Annotated in this window: 24 protein-coding genes; all 24 read right to left on the bottom strand. The window is 50.9% G+C overall.

The genetic code is table 11. From position 1 onward, the window contains the following. Positions 1-2: 2 nt before the first annotated feature. The 24 genes from rplR to H6B30_RS08460 all read right to left on the bottom strand — a co-directional run bounded on the left by rplR (position 3) and on the right by H6B30_RS08460 (position 18,122). Positions 3-347 (bottom strand): 50S ribosomal protein L18, encoded by a 345-nt coding sequence (gene rplR / locus H6B30_RS08575; protein WP_205109590.1) that lies wholly within the window; start codon positions 345-347, stop codon positions 3-5. 18 nt (positions 348-365) lie between these two features. Next, on the bottom strand, positions 366-932 hold the full coding sequence (gene rplF, locus H6B30_RS08570; protein WP_205109588.1) for a 50S ribosomal protein L6: 567 nt from the start codon (positions 930-932) through the stop codon (positions 366-368). A gap of 14 nt (positions 933-946) precedes the next feature. Then, positions 947-1,342, bottom strand: coding sequence for a 30S ribosomal protein S8 (gene rpsH, locus H6B30_RS08565; RefSeq protein ID WP_205109586.1), 396 nt, complete (start codon positions 1,340-1,342; stop codon positions 947-949). A 68-nt stretch (positions 1,343-1,410) separates the two neighbouring features. Continuing rightward, complete coding sequence (rpsN, locus tag H6B30_RS08560) at positions 1,411-1,713, bottom strand: 30S ribosomal protein S14 (RefSeq protein WP_205109584.1); 303 nt, start codon at positions 1,711-1,713, stop codon at positions 1,411-1,413. 6 nt (positions 1,714-1,719) lie between these two features. Then, positions 1,720-2,274 carry a 50S ribosomal protein L5 gene (rplE, locus tag H6B30_RS08555; protein WP_205109582.1) on the bottom strand — a complete coding sequence of 185 codons (555 nt, stop codon included), beginning with the start codon at positions 2,272-2,274 and terminating at the stop codon, positions 1,720-1,722. Then, complete coding sequence (gene rplX / locus H6B30_RS08550; protein WP_205109580.1) at positions 2,274-2,621, bottom strand: 50S ribosomal protein L24; 348 nt, start codon at positions 2,619-2,621, stop codon at positions 2,274-2,276. The genes rplE and rplX overlap by 1 nt, the downstream gene beginning before the upstream one ends. Before the next feature lie 21 nt (positions 2,622-2,642). Beyond that, positions 2,643-3,008, bottom strand: coding sequence for a 50S ribosomal protein L14 (gene rplN, locus H6B30_RS08545; RefSeq protein WP_205109579.1), 366 nt, complete (start codon positions 3,006-3,008; stop codon positions 2,643-2,645). A 2-nt stretch (positions 3,009-3,010) separates the two neighbouring features. Then, the gene (rpsQ, locus tag H6B30_RS08540) at positions 3,011-3,265 is read right to left on the bottom strand and encodes a 30S ribosomal protein S17 (RefSeq protein WP_205109577.1); all 255 of its coding nucleotides are present in this window, start codon (positions 3,263-3,265) and stop codon (positions 3,011-3,013) included. 10 nt (positions 3,266-3,275) lie between these two features. Then, entirely contained in the window at positions 3,276-3,470 is a 195-nt protein-coding gene (rpmC, locus tag H6B30_RS08535) for a 50S ribosomal protein L29 (protein WP_205109575.1), read from the bottom strand. A gap of 2 nt (positions 3,471-3,472) precedes the next feature. After that, on the bottom strand, positions 3,473-3,901 hold the full coding sequence (rplP, locus tag H6B30_RS08530) for a 50S ribosomal protein L16 (RefSeq protein WP_205109573.1): 429 nt from the start codon (positions 3,899-3,901) through the stop codon (positions 3,473-3,475). A 22-nt stretch (positions 3,902-3,923) separates the two neighbouring features. Next, complete coding sequence (gene rpsC, locus H6B30_RS08525) at positions 3,924-4,646, bottom strand: 30S ribosomal protein S3 (protein WP_205109571.1); 723 nt, start codon at positions 4,644-4,646, stop codon at positions 3,924-3,926. Between the two features lie 8 nt (positions 4,647-4,654). After that, positions 4,655-5,056, bottom strand: coding sequence for a 50S ribosomal protein L22 (rplV, locus tag H6B30_RS08520; protein ID WP_205109569.1), 402 nt, complete (start codon positions 5,054-5,056; stop codon positions 4,655-4,657). Between the two features lie 34 nt (positions 5,057-5,090). Beyond that, positions 5,091-5,357, bottom strand: coding sequence for a 30S ribosomal protein S19 (rpsS, locus tag H6B30_RS08515; RefSeq protein WP_205109567.1), 267 nt, complete (start codon positions 5,355-5,357; stop codon positions 5,091-5,093). Between the two features lie 22 nt (positions 5,358-5,379). Next, positions 5,380-6,207, bottom strand: coding sequence for a 50S ribosomal protein L2 (gene rplB, locus H6B30_RS08510; RefSeq protein WP_205109565.1), 828 nt, complete (start codon positions 6,205-6,207; stop codon positions 5,380-5,382). Between the two features lie 5 nt (positions 6,208-6,212). Further along, positions 6,213-6,575 carry a 50S ribosomal protein L23 gene (gene rplW / locus H6B30_RS08505; RefSeq protein ID WP_205109563.1) on the bottom strand — a complete coding sequence of 121 codons (363 nt, stop codon included), beginning with the start codon at positions 6,573-6,575 and terminating at the stop codon, positions 6,213-6,215. A gap of 15 nt (positions 6,576-6,590) precedes the next feature. Beyond that, positions 6,591-7,220, bottom strand: coding sequence for a 50S ribosomal protein L4 (gene rplD / locus H6B30_RS08500; protein WP_205109562.1), 630 nt, complete (start codon positions 7,218-7,220; stop codon positions 6,591-6,593). Continuing rightward, entirely contained in the window at positions 7,220-7,834 is a 615-nt protein-coding gene (gene rplC, locus H6B30_RS08495) for a 50S ribosomal protein L3 (protein WP_205109560.1), read from the bottom strand. Before rplC ends, rplD begins: the two co-directional genes overlap by 1 nt. A gap of 23 nt (positions 7,835-7,857) precedes the next feature. Continuing rightward, positions 7,858-8,163, bottom strand: a complete 306-nt coding sequence (rpsJ, locus tag H6B30_RS08490) for a 30S ribosomal protein S10 (RefSeq protein WP_072290385.1) — start codon at positions 8,161-8,163, stop codon at positions 7,858-7,860. A 94-nt stretch (positions 8,164-8,257) separates the two neighbouring features. After that, positions 8,258-10,375: an elongation factor G gene (fusA, locus tag H6B30_RS08485; protein WP_205109558.1), complete on the bottom strand. Its 2,118-nt coding sequence runs from the start codon at positions 10,373-10,375 to the stop codon at positions 8,258-8,260. A 25-nt stretch (positions 10,376-10,400) separates the two neighbouring features. After that, positions 10,401-10,877: a 30S ribosomal protein S7 gene (gene rpsG, locus H6B30_RS08480; protein WP_205109556.1), complete on the bottom strand. Its 477-nt coding sequence runs from the start codon at positions 10,875-10,877 to the stop codon at positions 10,401-10,403. A gap of 153 nt (positions 10,878-11,030) precedes the next feature. After that, entirely contained in the window at positions 11,031-11,411 is a 381-nt protein-coding gene (rpsL, locus tag H6B30_RS08475; protein WP_205109555.1) for a 30S ribosomal protein S12, read from the bottom strand. A 495-nt stretch (positions 11,412-11,906) separates the two neighbouring features. Beyond that, positions 11,907-12,488: a hypothetical protein gene (locus H6B30_RS08470; protein WP_205109553.1), complete on the bottom strand. Its 582-nt coding sequence runs from the start codon at positions 12,486-12,488 to the stop codon at positions 11,907-11,909. A gap of 242 nt (positions 12,489-12,730) precedes the next feature. Beyond that, the gene (locus H6B30_RS08465) at positions 12,731-13,864 is read right to left on the bottom strand and encodes an O-antigen ligase family protein (protein ID WP_338088965.1); all 1,134 of its coding nucleotides are present in this window, start codon (positions 13,862-13,864) and stop codon (positions 12,731-12,733) included. A gap of 445 nt (positions 13,865-14,309) precedes the next feature. After that, complete coding sequence (locus H6B30_RS08460; protein WP_205109549.1) at positions 14,310-18,122, bottom strand: carboxypeptidase-like regulatory domain-containing protein; 3,813 nt, start codon at positions 18,120-18,122, stop codon at positions 14,310-14,312. Positions 18,123-18,257 lie beyond the last annotated feature (135 nt).

Raw genomic sequence — 18,257 nt, 5'->3', positions numbered from 1 at the left:
GTTTAAAAATTAAGTCCACCTTTACGCGCTGCATCAGCAAGTTGCTTTACACGCCCATGATAGAGGTAGCCATTACGGTCGAAGACAACTGCTGTAACACCAGCCTCGATTGCCTTCTTTGCAATGAGCTCACCAACCTTCTCTGCCTGCTGAATCTTTGGCATTGCCTCAAGGCCCAACGAAGAGGCTGCGACGATGGTCTTGCCTTCGTTGTCGTTGATTACCTGAGCGTATATCTGCTTGTTGCTGCGGAAAACGCTCAAGCGAGGACGCTCATCGGTGCCAAATACCTTTTTGCGAATTCTGTACTTGATCTTAATTCGTCTTTCTATCTTCTTTGTTGTCATAATCGTAATTAATTAAAGTTACTTAGCGGCAGCAGTCTTGCCAGACTTCCTGCGGATAACTTCACCCTGGAACAGAACACCTTTTCCTTTGTAAGGCTCAGGCATACGGAAAGAACGAATTTTTGCACAGATAAGACCCAGCAACGCTTTGTCGCAAGACTCAAGAATGACGATAGGATTCTGGTTTCTTTCTGACTTAGTCTCAACCTTCACCTCATTGGGGAGCTGAATGAAGATGGGGTGGGTGTAACCGAGAGAGAACTCTATGATGTTACCTTGGTTTGAAACACGATAACCAACACCTACGAGCTCGAGCACCTTCTTGTAGCCCTCGCTCACACCTACAACCATGTTGTTGACAAGTGCACGATAGAGGCCGTGGAACGCCTGCTTCTGCTTGTAGTTGACAGGATTGTTCTCGTCAATCTCAAAAGTCACGTGGCCATCGGCAACCTTCACGATTATAGAAGAGTCTACCTTCTGCGAAAGCTCGCCCTTCGGGCCCTTCACGTTGACAACCCCGTTGTTGAGGGTTACTGTAACACCCGCAGGGATGCTAATTGGCAATTTACCTATTCTTGACATATTCAATCCTCCAATTAATATACATAACAAAGAACCTCGCCGCCAATCTTGAGAGTGGAAGCCTCCTTGTCTGTCATTACACCCTTGGATGTAGATAAGATAGCTATACCTAATCCATTAATAACTCTCGGCATTTCCTTGTAACCGGTGTACTTGCGCAAACCCGGTGTCGACACCCTCTTAAGGCACTTGATGGCGCTTGCCTTCGTTGTGGGGTCATACTTCAAGGCAACCTTGATTGTTCCCTGTGGGCCATCCTCAATAAACTTGTAGTTCAAGATGTAACCCTTCTCGAAGAGGATCTTGGTGATTTCCTTCTTCAAGTTTGAAGCCGGTACTTCAACAACACGGTGGTGAGCCATGATTGCGTTTCTCAACCTCGTCAGATAATCTGCTATTGGATCTGTCATAAATGTTTGTTTAATTAATCGGGCCTTCCCCGACAATATTAAAAACTAAAATCTGTAGTCTGCCATATTTACCAGCTGGCCTTCTTCACACCGGGTATCAAGCCCTTGGAAGCCATCTCACGGAATTGTATACGAGAGAGGCCGAACTGGCGCATGTATCCCTTCGGACGGCCCGTTATCTTGCAACGGTTGTGCAAACGGATAGGGTTAGCGTTCTTTGGGATGCTCTGCAACTTGCGAGCTGCCTCGTATGCCTCAGCTGCATCATCGGTTGTCGCAATGATTTTCTTGAGGGCAGCGCGCTTCTCTGCATAACGGGCAACGAGCTTGGCACGCTTAACCTCGCGGGCTTTCATTGATTCTTTTGCCATATCTTTTTAATCGTTTTTAGCGTTCTTGAACGGCAGGCCAAAAGCCTTGAGCAGAGCATACCCCTCTTCGTCTGTCTTTGCAGAGGTAACGAAAGTGATGTTCATACCCTGAAGGCGATCTACTGCATCAATGTTTATCTCCGGGAAAATAATCTGCTCCTGGATTCCGAGGGTGTAATTGCCACGGCCATCGAACTTGCTGTCAATGCCCTTGAAGTCGCGGATACGGGGCAGAGCCACCCTTACGAGCTTCTCGAGGAACTCGTACATGCGCTCGCGGCGGAGAGTAACCATGACACCGATAGGCATCTTCTTGCGGAGCTTGAAGTTGGCGATATCCTTCTTAGAATATGTTGCTACAGCCTTCTGTCCGGTGATGGCGGTAATCTCGTTTACTGCCACTTCGATGATTTTCTTGTCCTGAGTTGCATCTCCCAATCCCTGGTTGATGACAATCTTCTTCAATACAGGAATCTGCATAGTGGAAGAATAGCTGAACTGCTTCTTGAGAGCAGGGGCTATCTCCTCTATATAGGTTTTCTTTAGTTGTGCTGTATTCATTACTTAATTTCCTCCCCAGACTTTTTTGCGATACGGACTTTCTTACCATCCTCTGTCCTCTTGATGGCCACGCGAGTGGGCTCACCGCTCTTGGGGTCAACCAAGCTGAGGTTTGAGATATGTATCGGAGCCTCCTGCTTGATAATGCCACCCTGAGGGTGCTTTGCTGAAGGCTTCGTGCTCTTTGATACCATGTTCACGCCCTCAACAATGGCCCGCTGCTCCTTTACGAGCACCTTAAGCACCTTGTGAGGAGCGGGGTACTTGCCGTTAGAGCCCTTGACATCCTTGTCGTTGCCCGACAAGACAAGCACCATATCGTTTTTCTTTATTTTAAACTTATTCATCTCTTGTCGCAATTTTTATTGTTAAAGAACCTCTGGTGCCAAAGAAACGACTTTCATGTTGACGGCACGCAATTCGCGGGCTACAGGGCCAAAGATACGGCTTCCGCGGATTTCGCCTGCATTGTTGAGCAACACACAAGCATTGTCGTCGAAGCGGATGTATGACCCGTCTGCACGACGAATCTCTTTCTTTGTGCGTACTACCAAAGCCTTAGATACTGCACCCTTTTTCAGTTCACTTGAAGGAATGACATTCTTGACAGCTACAACGATAACGTCGCCCACACTGGCATAACGGCGGCCAGTTCCACCGAGCACGCGGATGCAAAGAGCTTCACGGGCACCGCTATTGTCACACACTGTAAGTCTTGTTTCTGCCTGTATCATAATTACTTAGCTTTTTCTACTATTTGAACTAATCTCCATCTCTTCGTCTTGCTCAGAGGACGGGTCTCCATGATGAGTACGGTATCGCCGACATTGGCCTCGCTGTTCTCGTCATGCACGTGATACTTCTTTGTCTTCTGGACGAACTTACCATAAATAGGGTGCTTCTCCTTGAATTTAGATGCGATAACGATAGTCTTCTGCATCTTGGCGCTTATCACTACACCCTGTCTTGTCTTTCTTAAATTTCTTTCCATCTGGCCCTAATTATTTGTTGAGTTCTCTTTCGCGCAGAATGGTCTTCATGCGCGCGATGTTACGACGTGTCATCTTAATCTCTGATGGATTCTCAAGCGGGCTGATTGAATGATTCAACTTCATCTGATTGTACTTGGCAATTTCTGTCTCCAATCTTTCGGCCAGGTCTTTGGTCTCCAACTCTCTTACTTCTTTAACCTTCATAATCAAGCGTTTTTATCGTAATCACGTCTAACAACAAACTTCGTCTTTACAGGCAACTTCTGGGCTGCGAGGCGCAGGGCCTCCTTGGCAACTTCAAAAGAAACGCCCTCGACTTCAAAGAGGATACGACCGGGAGTTACAGGGGCAACCCATCCTGCGGGGTCTCCCTTTCCCTTACCCATACGCACATCTGCAGGCTTGCGAGTGATAGGTTTGTCCGGGAATATGCGAATCCAAACCTGACCTTCACGCTGCATGTAGCGGTTGACAGCAACACGGGCTGCCTCTATCTGGCGGCTGTCGAGCCACTTGGCCTCAAGGGTCTTGATGCCGAAAGAGCCGAAAGCCAGCTGTGTACCCCTGTGGGCGTTGCCTTTGTTGCCACGGCCATCTTGGGGTCTTCTATATTTTACTCTCTTAGGTTGTAACATGATAGCTTCTAACTTTTAACAATTACTTACTCTTCTTATTACGGAACTTCCTGCCACCATTGCTACCGTTTGAGCGGCTGTTGCCTTTCTCCTGCGTGAAGTTGGGCGAAACATCCTGCTTGCCGTAAAGCTCGCCACGGCAAATCCAAACCTTAATGCCTAAGAGGCCAACCTTAGTAAGGGCCTCGGCCTGGCAGAAATCGATATCGGCACGGAATGTGTGCAACGGGGTGCGACCCTCCTTGTACATCTCCTTGCGTGCCATCTCTGCACCGTTAAGACGTCCGGTAATCTGAACCTTGATACCCTCTGCTCCGGCACGCATCGTATTGGCAATGGCCATCTTGATGGCACGGCGGTAAGCAATCTTACCCTCCACCTGACGGGCTATGTTGTTTGCTACGATTGTTGCATCGAGCTCGGGTTTCTTAACCTCAAAGATGTTGATTTGAATCTCCTTGTCATAAAGCTTCTTGAGCTCTTCCTTGAGCTTGTCAACATCCTGTCCTCCCTTACCAATGACAATACCCGGGCGGGCAGTGCAAATAGTAATGGTCACCAGCTTAAGTGTGCGTTCGATGACAATGCGAGACACGCTTGCCTTGGCAAGGCGCTCGTTAAGGTACTTGCGGATTTTCATGTCCTCCACGAGGTTGTCTCCGAAGTCCTTGCCTCCAAACCAATTTGAATCCCAACCTCTAACTATACCGAGACGGTTGCTTATCGGATTAACTTTCTGTCCCATTCTACTTGTTATTTATCATTAGTTTTAGAGTCTACATACAGAGTCACATGATTGGAACGCTTGCGAATCCTGTAACCACGGCCCTGAGGTGCCGGTCTCATGCGCTTCAAGGTAACACCTTCGTCAACGAAGATCTTAGTAATGAAAAGCTCACCATCCTCAGCCTTACGGTCGTTTTTGGCCTCCCAGTTGGCAATGGCAGAACGGAGAAGTTTCTCAACGTCAGCAGCTGCGGCCTTCTTGGTGAACCTGAGTACGCCTAAGGCGCGGTTAACCTCCATGCCACGCACAAGGTCTACCACGTAGCGCATCTTGCGGGGAGAGGAGGGAACGCCTTTCAGCTTTGCAAAATACTGTGTTTTAAGGGCTGCCTTTCTTTCTTCAGCCTTAATATGTTTTCTTGCTCCCATTATTGTTTTCTTTTATTTTCTTGTGGATAACCTGCTATTTCTTATTACCAGCATGACCACCGAAGCGACGTGTGGGTGAGAATTCGCCCAGCTTGTGGCCAACCATGTTCTCGGTAATGTAAACAGGAATGAATTTATTTCCGTTGTGGACTGCAACGGTATGCCCCACGAAATCGGGGGAAATCATTGAAGCCCTGGCCCACGTCTTAACGACACTCTTCTTGCCACTCTCGTTCATGGCAAGAATCTTCTTCTCGAGTGCAACGTTGATATACGGACCTTTTTTTAATGAACGACTCATAATTTACACTTAGTTAACGTGATTACTTCTTATTGGCTCTTTCGATAATGTACTTATTAGAAAGCTTCTTGGGCGAGCGTGTCTTAAGACCCTTAGCATACAAGCCCTTGCGTGAGCGCGGGTGTCCTCCTGACTGACGGCCTTCACCACCACCCATCGGGTGATCATGAGGATTCATCACAACACCACGGTTGTGAGGACGACGGCCAAGCCAGCGAGAGCGGCCTGCCTTGCCAGACTGCTCGAGGGCGTGGTCAGAATTGCCGACGCTACCCACAGTAGCCTTGCAAGCGCTAAGAATCAGGCGAGTCTCGCCAGAAGGCAGCTTAACTACGCAGTAGCTGCCATCACGTGAAGTCAACTGAGCGAAATTTCCTGCGGAACGCACGAGCAGGGCACCCTGGCCAGGGCGAAGCTCGATGTTGTGGATCACAGTACCCACAGGAATGTTTGCGAGCGGGAGACAGTTGCCAATCTCTGGCGCTGCCTCTGCACCCGACATCACTGTCGTTCCGACTTGCAGTCCATTAGGAGCAATAATATAACGCTTTTCACCATCAGCGTAGTACAACAGGGCGATGCGAGCCGAGCGGTTCGGATCGTACTCTATTGTCTTTACAACTGCTGGAACACCATCCTTCTCCCGCTTGAAGTCGATGAAACGGAACTTCCTCTTGTGACCGCCACCTCTGTAGCGCATGGTCATCTTACCGGTGTTGTTTCGACCGCCGGTAGAACGCTTACCGTAAACGAGAGACTTCTCTGGCACGGATGCAGTAATTTCCTCGAACGTGCCAATAATCTTGTGTCTTTGACCCGGAGTAACCGGTTTAAACTTACGTACTGCCATTTGTATTATTGTATATTGCTATAAAAATCTATGGTATCACCCTCCTTCAGAGTGACGATTGCCTTCTTATACGCATTGCGCTGGCCTTTCACAAGACCAGCCTTCGTATAACGTGCAGAACGCTTACCTGAATAGCGCATTGTGTTCACGCCAATTACGGTAACGTTATACAGGGCCTCGATTTCTTTCTGTATGTCAATCTTGCTGGCCTCAGGCTTAACGATGAAGCCATACTTGGGGGTGGCCTTCTTGGTCACCTGCTGGCCCTTGTTCTTGCCCGCCTTCGGAGTATAAGTTCTATCCACAGAAGACTTGTCTGTAATCTTGGTCATCTTCTCAGTGACCAAAGGTTTTATAATAAATGCCATATTCCGTTGTCTCCTTTATTTGTTTAAGATACCGTCAATCTCCTTGAGCGAATTCTCGGTGATAACCAGCACATCTGCGTTCAAAACTTTATACGTATTGAGTGATGCGGCAAGCATAACTTCGACGCGCTGCAAGTTGCGAGCTGACAAATATACGTTTTTATTCACATCCGGCAAAAGATAAAGGGCTTTCTTACCGTCAACTTTGAGATTTTTAGCAATATTTATAAACTCTTTAGTCTTAGGGGCTTCCATTTGGAAATCCTCTACTACCAATATTGCATTCTCTTGTGCCTTGTAAGACAGAGCACTCTTGCGAGCAAGATTCTTTACTTTTTTATTCAGCTTGAAACCGTAGTCACGGGGCTTCGGACCGAACACACGACCACCACCAACGAGCAGCGGAGAGTTGATGTCACCACGACGTGCACCGCCGCCACCTTTCTGGCGACCGAGCTTGCGGGTTGAGCCGGAAACCTCGCTCCTCTCCTTTGACTTGGCCGTGCCCTGGCGCTGGTTGGCAAGATATTGCTTCACATCCAGATAAATGACATGGTCATTAGGTTCAATTCCGAAGATGCCCTCGTTTAACGTAACCTTTCTCCCGGTCTCCTGGCCATTGATATTTAATACGTTAATTTCCATTATTTCTCAATTAATACGGTTGAACCATTATAACCAGCAACACTACCCTTTACAAGGATAAGGTTATGTTCCGGTATCACTTTCAAAACTCTCAGATTCTGGGTGGTCACCCTCTCGTTACCCATGTGTCCGGCCATGCGCAAGCCCTTGAACACCTTTGCGGGATAAGAGCAGGCTCCGATAGAACCCGGCTTGCGGGCGCGGTCGTCCTGACCGTGGGTGCTCTGGCCTACACCGCCAAAGCCGTGGCGCTTGATTACGCCCTGGAAACCTTTACCCTTTGATGTCCCGACAACATCAACGAACTGTACGTCGTTGAAGATGTCAACCGTAATGGTGTCACCGAGGTTATACTCCTCGTCAAACTTGAACTCGGCCAAGTGGCGCTTAGGTGTTGTACCGGCCTTCTTGAACACGCCCATCATAGGCTTGGAGGTATTCTTCTCCTTTGCCTCGGCGAAGCCCAACTGAACAGCCTTGTAACCGTCTTTCTCAACGGTCTTCACTTGAGTAACAACACAAGGACCAGCTTCGATAACAGTGCACGGCACATTCTTGCCGTCGGCACTGAAAACGGATGTCATTCCGATTTTTCTTCCAATTAATCCTGGCATTTCAATTTAATATTAAAACAGTACTATACTTTGATTTCTACCTCAACACCGCTGGGCAACTCCAGCTTCATCAACGCGTCAACAGTCTTTGCAGTAGAGCTGTAGATGTCAATCAGACGCTTGTAGTCTGAGAGCTGGAACTGCTCGCGTGACTTCTTGTTAACGAACGTACTGCGGTTGACAGTGTAAATGCGCTTGTGGGTAGGCAATGGAATAGGGCCGCTGATGATTGCCCCTGTGGCCTTTACTGCCTTCACAATTTTCTCTGCTGACTTGTCTACGAGCTTGTGGTCGTACGACTTCAGCTTGATTCTGATTTTCTGACTCATTATTGTTTGTTTGTTATGTTTGTGTAGTGAGAGTGCCGAGCTGCTTAAGAGTCATTCGCTAAACAGCCCTGCACTCTCAGTTATGTCTATATAATTACACCAGGTCGGCGCGTCCCTTCACTTCTTCAAGCACAGCCTTTGCAATAGAGCTTGAGAGAGGCGCATGATGGTCGTACTCCATCGAGCTGGTTGCGCGACCGGAGGTGATGGTACGCAGAGCTGTCACGTATCCGAACATCTCTGACAGGGGCACCATTGCCTTTACCACGCGTGCGCCACTGCGAGCCTCGTCCATGCCTTCAACCTGGCCACGGCGCTTGTTGAGGTCGCCGATCACGTCACCCATGTTCTCCTCGGGAGTGATTACCTCGAGCTTCATGATGGGCTCCATGAGCACAGGGCCTGCCTTTACGCAACCATTCTTGTAGGCATTGATTGCTGCGAGCTCAAACGAAAGCTGGTCTGAGTCTACCGGGTGGAACGAACCGTCGAGCAGCGTCACCTTCATGCTGTCCATCGGATAGCCGCCAAGCACACCGTTCTTCATGGCGTTCTCGAAGCCCTTCTGCACCGAGGGGATGAATTCCTTGGGAATATTACCACCCTTAACCTCGTTGACGAACTGCAATCCGCCCTCCTTGAAGTCCTCGTCTACCGGGCCGATGTTGACAATGATATCGGCAAACTTACCACGACCGCCGCTCTGCTTCTTGTAAACCTCACGCAGGTTGACAGTCTTGGTGATGGCTTCCTTGTAGTTAACCTGGGGCTTACCCTGGTTGCACTCTACCTTGAACTCACGCTTCAGACGGTCGATGATGATGTCGAGGTGAAGCTCACCCATACCCGAGATGATGGTCTGGCCACTCTGCTCGTCGGTACGCACGGTGAACGTAGGATCCTCCTCGGCCAGCTTGGCAAGGCCGTTGTCGAGCTTGGCGATGTCTGCCTGGCTCTTGGGCTCCACTGCGATGGATATCACAGTGTCGGGGAAGGTCATAGACTCCAGCACGATGGGGTGAGCCTCTTCGCACAAGGTGTCGCCTGTACGTATGTCCTTGAATCCAACTCCTGCACCAATGTCGCCGGCATCGATAGACTCCATGGGTATTTCCTTGTTGGAGTTCATCTGGAACAGGCGGCTCACGCGCTCCTTCTTGCCGGAACGTGTGTTCAGCACGTATGAGCCTGCGCACACCTTGCCGGAATAAACGCGGAAGAACACGAGGCGTCCCATGTAGGGGTCGGTGGCAATCTTGAATGCGAGGGCTGCAGTAGGAGCGTCCTCAGAAGGCTTGCGATCCTCTTCCTCACCTGTCTCAGGATTGGTGCCCACGATGTTCTCGGTGTCGAGGGGCGACGGCAGGAAAGCGCAAACATAGTCGAGCAACGGCTGAACGCCCTTGTTCTTGTATGAAGAACCGCATATCATCGGGGTGCAGGCCATCGATACAGTACCCTTGCGTATGGCAGCGATGATCTCGTCCTCGGTGATTGTGTTGGGGTCGTCGAAATACTTCTCCATGATGGCCTCGTCATACTCGGCAGCAGCCTCAAGGAGCTTGTTGCGCCACTCGTCGCACTCGTCCTTAAGGTCGGCAGGTATCTCCTCGATGGAATACTCTGCGCCCATGGTCTCGTCGTGCCACAGGATGGCCTTCATCTTGATCAGGTCTACAACGCCTTTGAAGTTCTCTTCAGCACCAATAGGCACCTGCATAACAACAGGATTGGCTCCGAGGATATCCTTCATCTGCTGAACAGTCTCGAAGAAATCGGCTCCAGAGCGGTCCATCTTGTTTACATAACCGATACGCGGCACATTATACTTGTCAGCCTGGCGCCACACAGTCTCCGACTGGGGCTGCACGCCATCGGCAGCAGAATAAGTGGCCACAGCACCGTCGAGCACACGGAGCGAGCGCTCAACCTCTGCGGTGAAGTCAACGTGTCCCGGAGTGTCGATGAGGTTGATCTTATACTCATTGCCACCCCACTTCCAATTGCAGGTGGTAGCAGCAGAGGTAATAGTTATACCACGCTCCTGCTCCTGGGCCATCCAGTCCATCGTAGCGGCACCGTCATGCACCTCACCAATCTTGTGGGTCTTGCCGGTGTAGAACAGGATGCGCTCCGACGTCGTGGTCTTTCCGGCATCAATATGCGCCATGATGCCGATGTTGCGCGTCAAATGTAAATCGCGGTTTGCCATTGTCTTTTTACCTTTATGCTATTGTTTAGAATCTGAAGTGAGCGAATGCGCGGTTAGCCTCTGCCATACGGTGCATGTCTTCCTTGCGCTTGAAGGCTCCGCCCTGACTGTTGAAAGCGTCCATTATCTCTGCGGCGAGCTTCTCGGCCATCGACTTTCCACTGCGCTTGCGTGCAAAGGCAATCATGTTCTTCATGGAGATGCTCTCCTTGCGCTCGGGACGGATTTCCGTGGGCACCTGGAACGTGGCACCACCGATGCGGCGGCTCTTCACCTCCACCTGCGGGGTGATGTTGTCCAGGGCGCTCTTCCAAATCTCGAGTGCCGACTTCTCCTCGTTGCTCATCTTTGCCTTTACGACATCAAGTGCATGATAGAAAATCTGGTATGAGGTATTCTTCTTGCCGTCATACATCAGATGATTCACAAACTTAGAGACCTTCTGGTCATTGTAAACGGGATCCGGCAGGATCACACGCTTCTTTGGTTTTGCTTTTCTCATTTTGTTTTTAACGAAATTTATTCTGCATGGGGCTGTTTCTTTGTTCTTCAACGCCCGCTCTCGGGCATTTACTCAACCTTTAATAACAATTCTCCAGCAAAACTAATCTAAAAAAATGTCTTTGTCCTTTTTCCTTCAGCGGTTACGCACCGGTTATTTCTTTGCCTTAGGACGTTTTGCACCATACTTTGAACGGCGCTGTGTTCGGTTGGCTACACCTGCGGTATCAAGCGTACCACGCACAATGTGATAGCGAACACCGGGAAGGTCCTTCACACGACCGCCACGAACGAGTACGATAGAGTGCTCCTGCAGGTTGTGCCCTTCGCCGGGGATGTAGGAGTTAACTTCTTTCTGGTTGGTCAAACGCACACGGGCAACCTTACGCATTGCCGAATTAGGCTTCTTGGGAGTTGTGGTGTAGACACGGACGCAAACGCCACGGCGCTGAGGACATGAGTCCAAAGCCGGCGACTTGCTCTTGTCTGCAAGCACATTCCTGCCTTTTCTTACCAATTGTTGAATTGTAGGCATTGTTGTTGTTTTTTAAATATTATATGTATTGTTATTATTGTCAACGTTTTGAAATATGGGCTGTTTGCCCTTTTTGGGGTGCAAAGATACTAACTTTTTTCCAAACTGCCTAATATACATCAATTAACAGGCGAGCAATCTTTACGATTTTATACATAAATAATATTTTTTAACTATCAGCATTGTTCAAAGCATCAATATATTCGTTGAACTTCTGGGTTTAAGACACCGAAACACGACTTTACGGACACCATGGACGGCATCGGGAAGAACAAGGCTGCTGTAATCCCATTGGCAGAAGAGAACCGAAAAGGCTGATTGCAACCGCCAGATAAGAACGGCACATTTGGCAACCCGCTGAATGACAAACAGTTAGCAAGCAACTGTCTAGTAGGTGATTGTTAACGCCAAATCTTTAACACATGAACTATAATCTTCGCATTATTTCGGTTCAATGAACATTCAACAGACAATACAGGTGCTTGTGAATGACAATCACTCCGTGCCGGCCGATGTCCCGGAAGCATTGCCGACAAGCTCGAAATACATGGGGTTACCGGGCTCTTTCCGGCTACGGGACTTGAGGCTCAGCCTGCCACGCACCTTGCCGCCACAGGCTTCGAGCGCCATGTCGCCAAAGTAGTAATACTGCTTGCCGCCGCGGACATAGCGGTCGGGCATGGTCAGGCCACCTTCGGTGAACACCAGGCGGCCCCTGGAAAGTGTACCGCAGAACTTGGCCGACTCGTCACCTACCGTCAGCATTCCCGAAAGTCCGCCGCCCGTCACGCCGTTTAACGTCATTGCAAACGGGCGCTCATCAAGGATGTACTTGCCGCTCCAGTCGTAGGTGACGATGAAACCCCGATAATCACCGGCCGGCAAGTCAACGGCCACTGCAGAAGGGCGTACGTCGGGAAGGCTGTCGGGGGTGTAAGAATACCCGGGGGCATTGGCATAGACATCGTGCATGTACATCTCCTCGTGCGGACGCATCAACTCCTCGGAAGCCTCAGGGCAATGCATGCGCGCAGCACGCTGAAGGCAAAAGAGTGCGGCAGCAGAATCCTTTGCCAATCCATACCCGTTTCTGCTACAAAGCCCAAGCATATACAATGAATTGGCATCGCGGTCATTGGCAGATGTCAGAAAAGTCATTGCTGCCTCTTTATAATCCTGCCGACAACCCAAACCTTTATCAGTTATTGGTTGTCAACAAATTTAGGAGTTTATATTTACCCGGTAAAACCTTAAATAATATTTATTGTTTACCCCTCGGCAAATTAACATCGCCGAACAAGCAGAAAGCCGTTAGCCTCCTACTCCCCTTGCATTATGTCAGCCCTGCCGAGAGCACGCTTGCCTACGTCGTCGATTATTTCATCTGTCTCAAGAGAACGAACCTTAACCGGCTTAGCCAATATCTCACCGGCCAAACAATGCGCCGAAACCGTGTCGCCACGCTCAATTGCAACATTGAACCGCTCATAAAGCGGGACAAAACGAGACGGGACCATCCAATGGGCACGGTTGTAACATGAATCGGCACCGCCATAGTCTTTCAACGCGCTACGGATGTCGCCTTCCAGCAGGCACAAATCATAGCATGATACAAGGCTGCCACACTCGCGAGCCGTGTTCAACGCAGGCCGGTATCGCCCCGCCTCGTATTGCTCTACGGCATAATTGTACAGGAAGCGGGCGTCGCCTTTCAGTTTCTGATAAAGTCTTTCATACCTCGGCATCATGCGTTCTGAAAGGCCAAGCATGGCTTTGCCTTGCACTTCACGCAGCTCCAGTGCAAGTTCCAAGTTCCGGCAAAGGCCGACTCCACACACCGGAAGCACAATCAGCAACATTACATACAACGCCCTCGCATGATGCGACAATGCATGGCCGAACACAACCACCACAGCCATCATGAGCAACAGCCACGTAAAAGGATAAAGCAACGGATATGAAAACAATGAGAACACTCCCGCACAAGCTATCACATTAAGTCCTGTGCCACTGCTTGCCGATGGATGCCTACGGGCATAAGCAACCGTCAGGACAACGGCGCCTATAGCCACACATACCCCAAGAACTCCGTAATCAACGGCCAACAGCAACCACTCGTTGAGCGGATGCCTTACATTGTCGGCCAACACGGCATACCGGCTGCCCGGGTTGGCAGCCAGCCAATCAGCCTGTACGTCCATATAGCGGGCATCAAAGCCACCACTGCCGTGACCAAGCCACGGGCTCCCTGCTATCAAATCCATTGTACGCCCGGCTATGAACCACCGGCCTATACTCGAATCTGTCTTTACAAACACCGCAAGCACAATGAACAAAGCCATTGCTGCAACGCCTCCAATCACTTTCTGCCCTCGACGACACGGCAATTCAAGCAAAGCCCAAACAGCTATACACATTAAACCGGTACGGGATTCCGACACCACTATCGCCATGACACAAAGCGCCTTACATACCATCACCGCCAATCTCTTTGAACGCCGAACATCCATAAGCCACCTCATCCCTATCGGCAGACTTATGCCCAGGCACGATGCCAGTCCAGCTACATTGTCGAAACTCCCCGCTGAAAAACGGCCATAAGACACAATCAACCCAGCTGTCTGCATCAGGTACATCACTGCCTGCAAAGCACATACGACAACACAGGCTGCCTCGAAGCCACTCCACACTTGTTCAAAACGAACAACCGATGGCCTCACCATACCCACTACAGCCCAAACGATGCCTACGAATATAAATGCAACACCCGTCGCATACCATTTAGGCTCTATCATCGCGTCAGGAAACTCTGCACAGACGGTGAACACAGATGCGCCCAATACAAGAGCACAACAGACGAATGAAACTATATATCCAAATCTCGACATAATCGCAAACTCATTTGTACACCACGGCACGCCCGTCGGGCGTCATGCCCTCCGCCGACACTACTATGCTACGGCACGACGAGTTGTTGTACAACTCTATGGTGGCACGCCCGCTGCTGTCGGCCTTCACATCGGGGTTCCAGTAGAGCGTGCGGCGGTGGTCGGCCTCCTTCGGCATAACGCTGTAGTCGGGCATGCTGAACGTTTCAACACGGCTGTAGCCTTCAAAATACGTGCAACGCTGCCCCTTGTGCTTAACTGGAAACGTATGTCGGCTGTACAGAAAGACCGTCACTGGCGAATGACGGCCAAAGTCACGTATCGTGATGTATTTCCTCCATACATTGTCATCTTCTGATATATACACAGACTTGAAGTCTTCAAGTGACTGAGGCATTATCTCGTGGTTAAGACTATTAATATTCTCCACGTCGAAATCCTCATAGACAAGAGACTTTGACGTTTGCGTCACCGTATAAAACGCGTTGTTGAGTATCCATACCACAGGCCTGTTCTTATATGACAGCCCACTTGTCTGCGCAAAAAGCTGATGCCCAAGGTCTCTCTCCTTATAGAACAGTTCCACGTACTTGGGCCCCTTTATAAACCGATCTCCCTGAAAATATATTGCGTCGCCGGGCCTGCGGTCGGAGATATTGTCAAGGAGCAAAGAAGACGGGATCCAGTTCTTACTTTTTTCACGCACCCGACGGTCGTGGTCGTTTTCCAATGAGTCAGGGACATCTGTTGTGATACCCTCCATATCACTGACCGACCCAGCAAAGAAACTGTTTTTTCCGGCCAGCCACTCAAATACCGTGGGCATCTCTCCACCTCGGTCATAGATTTCGTCGGCTGCCTTGCCACAGTCATACCTGATGTTAGACCAGAATGCACCTCGCTGCTCATTCTCCCAAGCGGCACGGGCATCCTCAAACAACCGTTTGCCTTCCACCTCCACAGTCCTCAATATGTGCGTGCGCTCATCCATTGGCAGGCTTACCAGCGAGGAGTCCATAAAGCCTGGAATGGACGTCAACAGCCCCAGCGAATATGCCTCAGAGCGCATAGTCTCCAACGGTGACAACAATCGGGCCGACGGCGAGAAATTCCGGTCTATGCCTATACGACACCCGGATGACTCGCCATTATATTTCGCGTTCATCAACAGGGTCCACTCGCCGTCGCAGTCGGGAAGCCTGAACACGTAGTCTCCGGCCGAGTCTGTCCTGGCAGTACCATCCATAGAGTCACCTGCCCGGTTATAGAGCGTTGCCGTAAGCTCCGCCCCGTTCACGCCGCCATGCGTTTTCGAATGATACAACCTGCCGCTGAGATAGAGTCCGTCCTCTATGGGGTGGCGCCTCTCGAAACGGGCCGTGCCGTCCATCTGACTGATGTCGTAGCGGCGCCAACCCTGGACCATCATCAGGAGGTCGGCGGCGCGGCGGTGGGCCTCGTCGTCGGACTCGAGATAGTATTCCGGGCGGTGGATGTAGCCGCGAAGGTCTGACGTGAGCAGAAGCCAGGTGGCCGCGTCGCCCGCGCTGCCGTTGACATCGCCGGCCGCGTCGCGCACCGACACCGAGAACGTCGCCCCGGGCTGCGTCATCATGTCGATTGTCAACTTGCCGAAAGGCGACAGCGCACCTTCCGCCTTCATGTATATGCTATCCAGGCCCTGCCGTGGATAAACGAATGCCATGCGCTCGGCCACGACATGCCCATCCTCCGAAATTACTGCCAGTTGGCTAACGCCCGGTGCCATGTCGGCCTTAGAGAATCGGCGGCGGGCCGTGCGCTCCGTTGGGGCGATAATGTCTGTGGCATCAACATTGCCGCCGCTGACCAGCACAAGTGCCAAAGGCCCGGCAAAGCCATCGCTTCGCCTGACCACCACATTAATATAATCACCGTCCGTAGCGTCAACCGACATCACACAGCCATCTTTGCTCGCTTCTGGTAGCACAAACTCACGCCTCCTACCGTCCTTGCCTGACAATATTAGCGTCGCAGGTTCTTGTGACGGGGTATAGTCGAACACGCCCCGCCCCTCACGCAATGTATTCACGGCAACAACCTTACCGTCGGCGAGCAACAACTCCCCTTCAGTGTCCATAGGCCGCCCGTCTCTGTCTGTAACGGCGAAGGCCACACGAGTTGGCAACCCGGCCACAAGACGTCCGCTCTCAGGATAGAAGTCGACATTAAGCGACATGCGCTCCACACTATCTTCCTGCCTGACGCTTGGCAGGCGCTTGCGGTGGCTTGCCTCATCGATAGACGGATGCCCATAGTCGCCCGCTTTTTGTGGGGCGTCAAACACTGGGAGCACACGCGAGAACATCCATGCAGCATCCCAGTTGAGCATGTAGCGGGTGTATGCACGTACCTCGTAGAAGCCGCTAGTGAGCAGATTGTCGAGCTTTATCGACCCGGAGCCGCGCCCGCCGTCAAGCCTCACCTTGCGCGTCTCTATCACTTCGCCCGTAGGGTCGAGCAGCTCAACATAGAGCACCCGGCTCATGTCCGTGAGCCTCTGCCTGTCACATCGCACCACATATGCGCTGAACCACAATGTCTCGCCACGGAAATATGCCGTGTTGTCAAAGTGCAGGTAGACTTTCTCCTGCGGGAACAATCTGTTGAAGGCCTCAATGTCATTGACGAAGCCCTTCAGTCGGCACACTGCCGACGGGCCCATATCAACAGCCACGTCACCCAGCCCTACGGACTCCGTGTTCTTCAGGAGCGCCAACCACTCCTCTGCCTTTGTACGCTTCACTATCTCTGTCCGTTTCCAAAAGGCGGCGTCATAGCCTATCCTGTCTATCTGCCGTCGCAGGTCTGTGGCCGGGTGGGCTTTCTTCTCGCCGGCCAATGCCATTTTTCCCACGTTATACATTAGTGAAGAGAAGTTCACTGTCGCGCCATTGTTGTTGTATTCTGCCTCTACCCTGAGCGTCCTCACGTTGCTGAAGCCAGGCGAGCTGTCATAATCAACATAAATACACACATCAGCCTTCACTTCCTTGCCGTACCTTTCACCGAAGTTGCTCAATATCGTTACGTTATGCACCCGGCCATCAACTCTCAACAGCTCGTTGTTGCTGGGCGACATGTAAACTGTTCCATCAAACGCCATCAACTTGCTGTATTCATCCTTTGGCGTGAAGCGCACGGCATAAACAGTGCGCCCACCCTCCTCTATTATGTTGTAGCTCAAATCGTAGAACCTGGCGTAGTTCCAATGCAAAGGACTGACGAAGCCCGTAAGGTCAAGCCGGTTGGCGTTGCTCACCATGCAAAGCTCCGACAAGGCCAGCAGGTTAGCCGAATGCCCCCTTACGCTACCATTCACCTCATCGTCTGAGTAGCGGCCAGTTATAAGCATCAAGTCACGCACGGCGAAGGCAGACTTGGCGTTGAAGAAAGCCTCAACCATGCTCGTCATGTTGCCATCCACCCGCGTCGTCTGCCTGTAAAAGAAGTTGCTTGCCGCATCGGCGTTGGCCTCCATGCGCTCCACAGCCGCCTTAACCATGCCATCCATCTTTTTGCCCAACGGGCTCACGTCAACATTCCCAATCACCACGTTGCCGGGAACAAGCCGCACAACATCACTCAATCCGACCACCGGCAATGTCTGAGAACGATATCCGACATACGACACTGTCAGACTGTCTGCAGATTGTGCCGACAGCTTGAAATAGCCGTCGGCATTTGCAACTGTCGACGCTCCGCCAGAGGAGCGCACGGCGGCCATGGGCAAAGACTCGCCGGTATTGGCGTCAACCACACGAGACTCACATGTACGTACCACCTGCGCATTTAGCAAAATACACGACAGGCAGGAAACTATACAAACAACAACTCGCTTCTTCATACACAAAACATTTGGGCATCAACACAATTAATACTAAAACTATCAAACGCAAGCCTTATTGCCTTCAGCGAG

Source organism: Marseilla massiliensis (genome assembly GCF_016899955.1).
Taxonomy (GTDB): domain Bacteria; phylum Bacteroidota; class Bacteroidia; order Bacteroidales; family Bacteroidaceae; genus Prevotella; species Prevotella intestinigallinarum.
The sequence above is the reverse complement of the archived record's forward strand: the minus strand, read 5'-3'. Positions and strand labels throughout refer to the sequence as shown.

Coding starts and splice junctions, on each gene's coding strand:
- rpsL (WP_205109555.1), bottom strand. CDS start 11,411: ATGCCTACAATTCAACAATTGGTAAGAAAAGGCAGGAATGTGCTTGCA.
- rplX (WP_205109580.1), bottom strand. CDS start 2,621: ATGAATAAGTTTAAAATAAAGAAAAACGATATGGTGCTTGTCTTGTCG.
- rplE (WP_205109582.1), bottom strand. CDS start 2,274: ATGAATACAGCACAACTAAAGAAAACCTATATAGAGGAGATAGCCCCT.
- rplW (WP_205109563.1), bottom strand. CDS start 6,575: ATGGCATTTATTATAAAACCTTTGGTCACTGAGAAGATGACCAAGATT.
- fusA (WP_205109558.1), bottom strand. CDS start 10,375: ATGGCAAACCGCGATTTACATTTGACGCGCAACATCGGCATCATGGCG.
- rpmC (WP_205109575.1), bottom strand. CDS start 3,470: ATGAAGGTTAAAGAAGTAAGAGAGTTGGAGACCAAAGACCTGGCCGAA.
- rplR (WP_205109590.1), bottom strand. CDS start 347: ATGACAACAAAGAAGATAGAAAGACGAATTAAGATCAAGTACAGAATT.
- rplV (WP_205109569.1), bottom strand. CDS start 5,056: ATGGGAGCAAGAAAACATATTAAGGCTGAAGAAAGAAAGGCAGCCCTT.
- rplC (WP_205109560.1), bottom strand. CDS start 7,834: ATGCCAGGATTAATTGGAAGAAAAATCGGAATGACATCCGTTTTCAGT.
- rpsH (WP_205109586.1), bottom strand. CDS start 1,342: ATGACAGATCCAATAGCAGATTATCTGACGAGGTTGAGAAACGCAATC.
- rplB (WP_205109565.1), bottom strand. CDS start 6,207: ATGGCAGTACGTAAGTTTAAACCGGTTACTCCGGGTCAAAGACACAAG.
- rpsC (WP_205109571.1), bottom strand. CDS start 4,646: ATGGGACAGAAAGTTAATCCGATAAGCAACCGTCTCGGTATAGTTAGA.
- rpsQ (WP_205109577.1), bottom strand. CDS start 3,265: ATGGAAAGAAATTTAAGAAAGACAAGACAGGGTGTAGTGATAAGCGCC.
- rplN (WP_205109579.1), bottom strand. CDS start 3,008: ATGATACAGGCAGAAACAAGACTTACAGTGTGTGACAATAGCGGTGCC.
- rplP (WP_205109573.1), bottom strand. CDS start 3,901: ATGTTACAACCTAAGAGAGTAAAATATAGAAGACCCCAAGATGGCCGT.
- rpsJ (WP_072290385.1), bottom strand. CDS start 8,163: ATGAGTCAGAAAATCAGAATCAAGCTGAAGTCGTACGACCACAAGCTC.
- rplD (WP_205109562.1), bottom strand. CDS start 7,220: ATGGAAATTAACGTATTAAATATCAATGGCCAGGAGACCGGGAGAAAG.
- H6B30_RS08465 (WP_338088965.1), bottom strand. CDS start 13,864: ATGGCGATAGTGGTGTCGGAATCCCGTACCGGTTTAATGTGTATAGCT.
- rplF (WP_205109588.1), bottom strand. CDS start 932: ATGTCAAGAATAGGTAAATTGCCAATTAGCATCCCTGCGGGTGTTACA.
- rpsN (WP_205109584.1), bottom strand. CDS start 1,713: ATGGCAAAAGAATCAATGAAAGCCCGCGAGGTTAAGCGTGCCAAGCTC.
- rpsG (WP_205109556.1), bottom strand. CDS start 10,877: ATGAGAAAAGCAAAACCAAAGAAGCGTGTGATCCTGCCGGATCCCGTT.
- rpsS (WP_205109567.1), bottom strand. CDS start 5,357: ATGAGTCGTTCATTAAAAAAAGGTCCGTATATCAACGTTGCACTCGAG.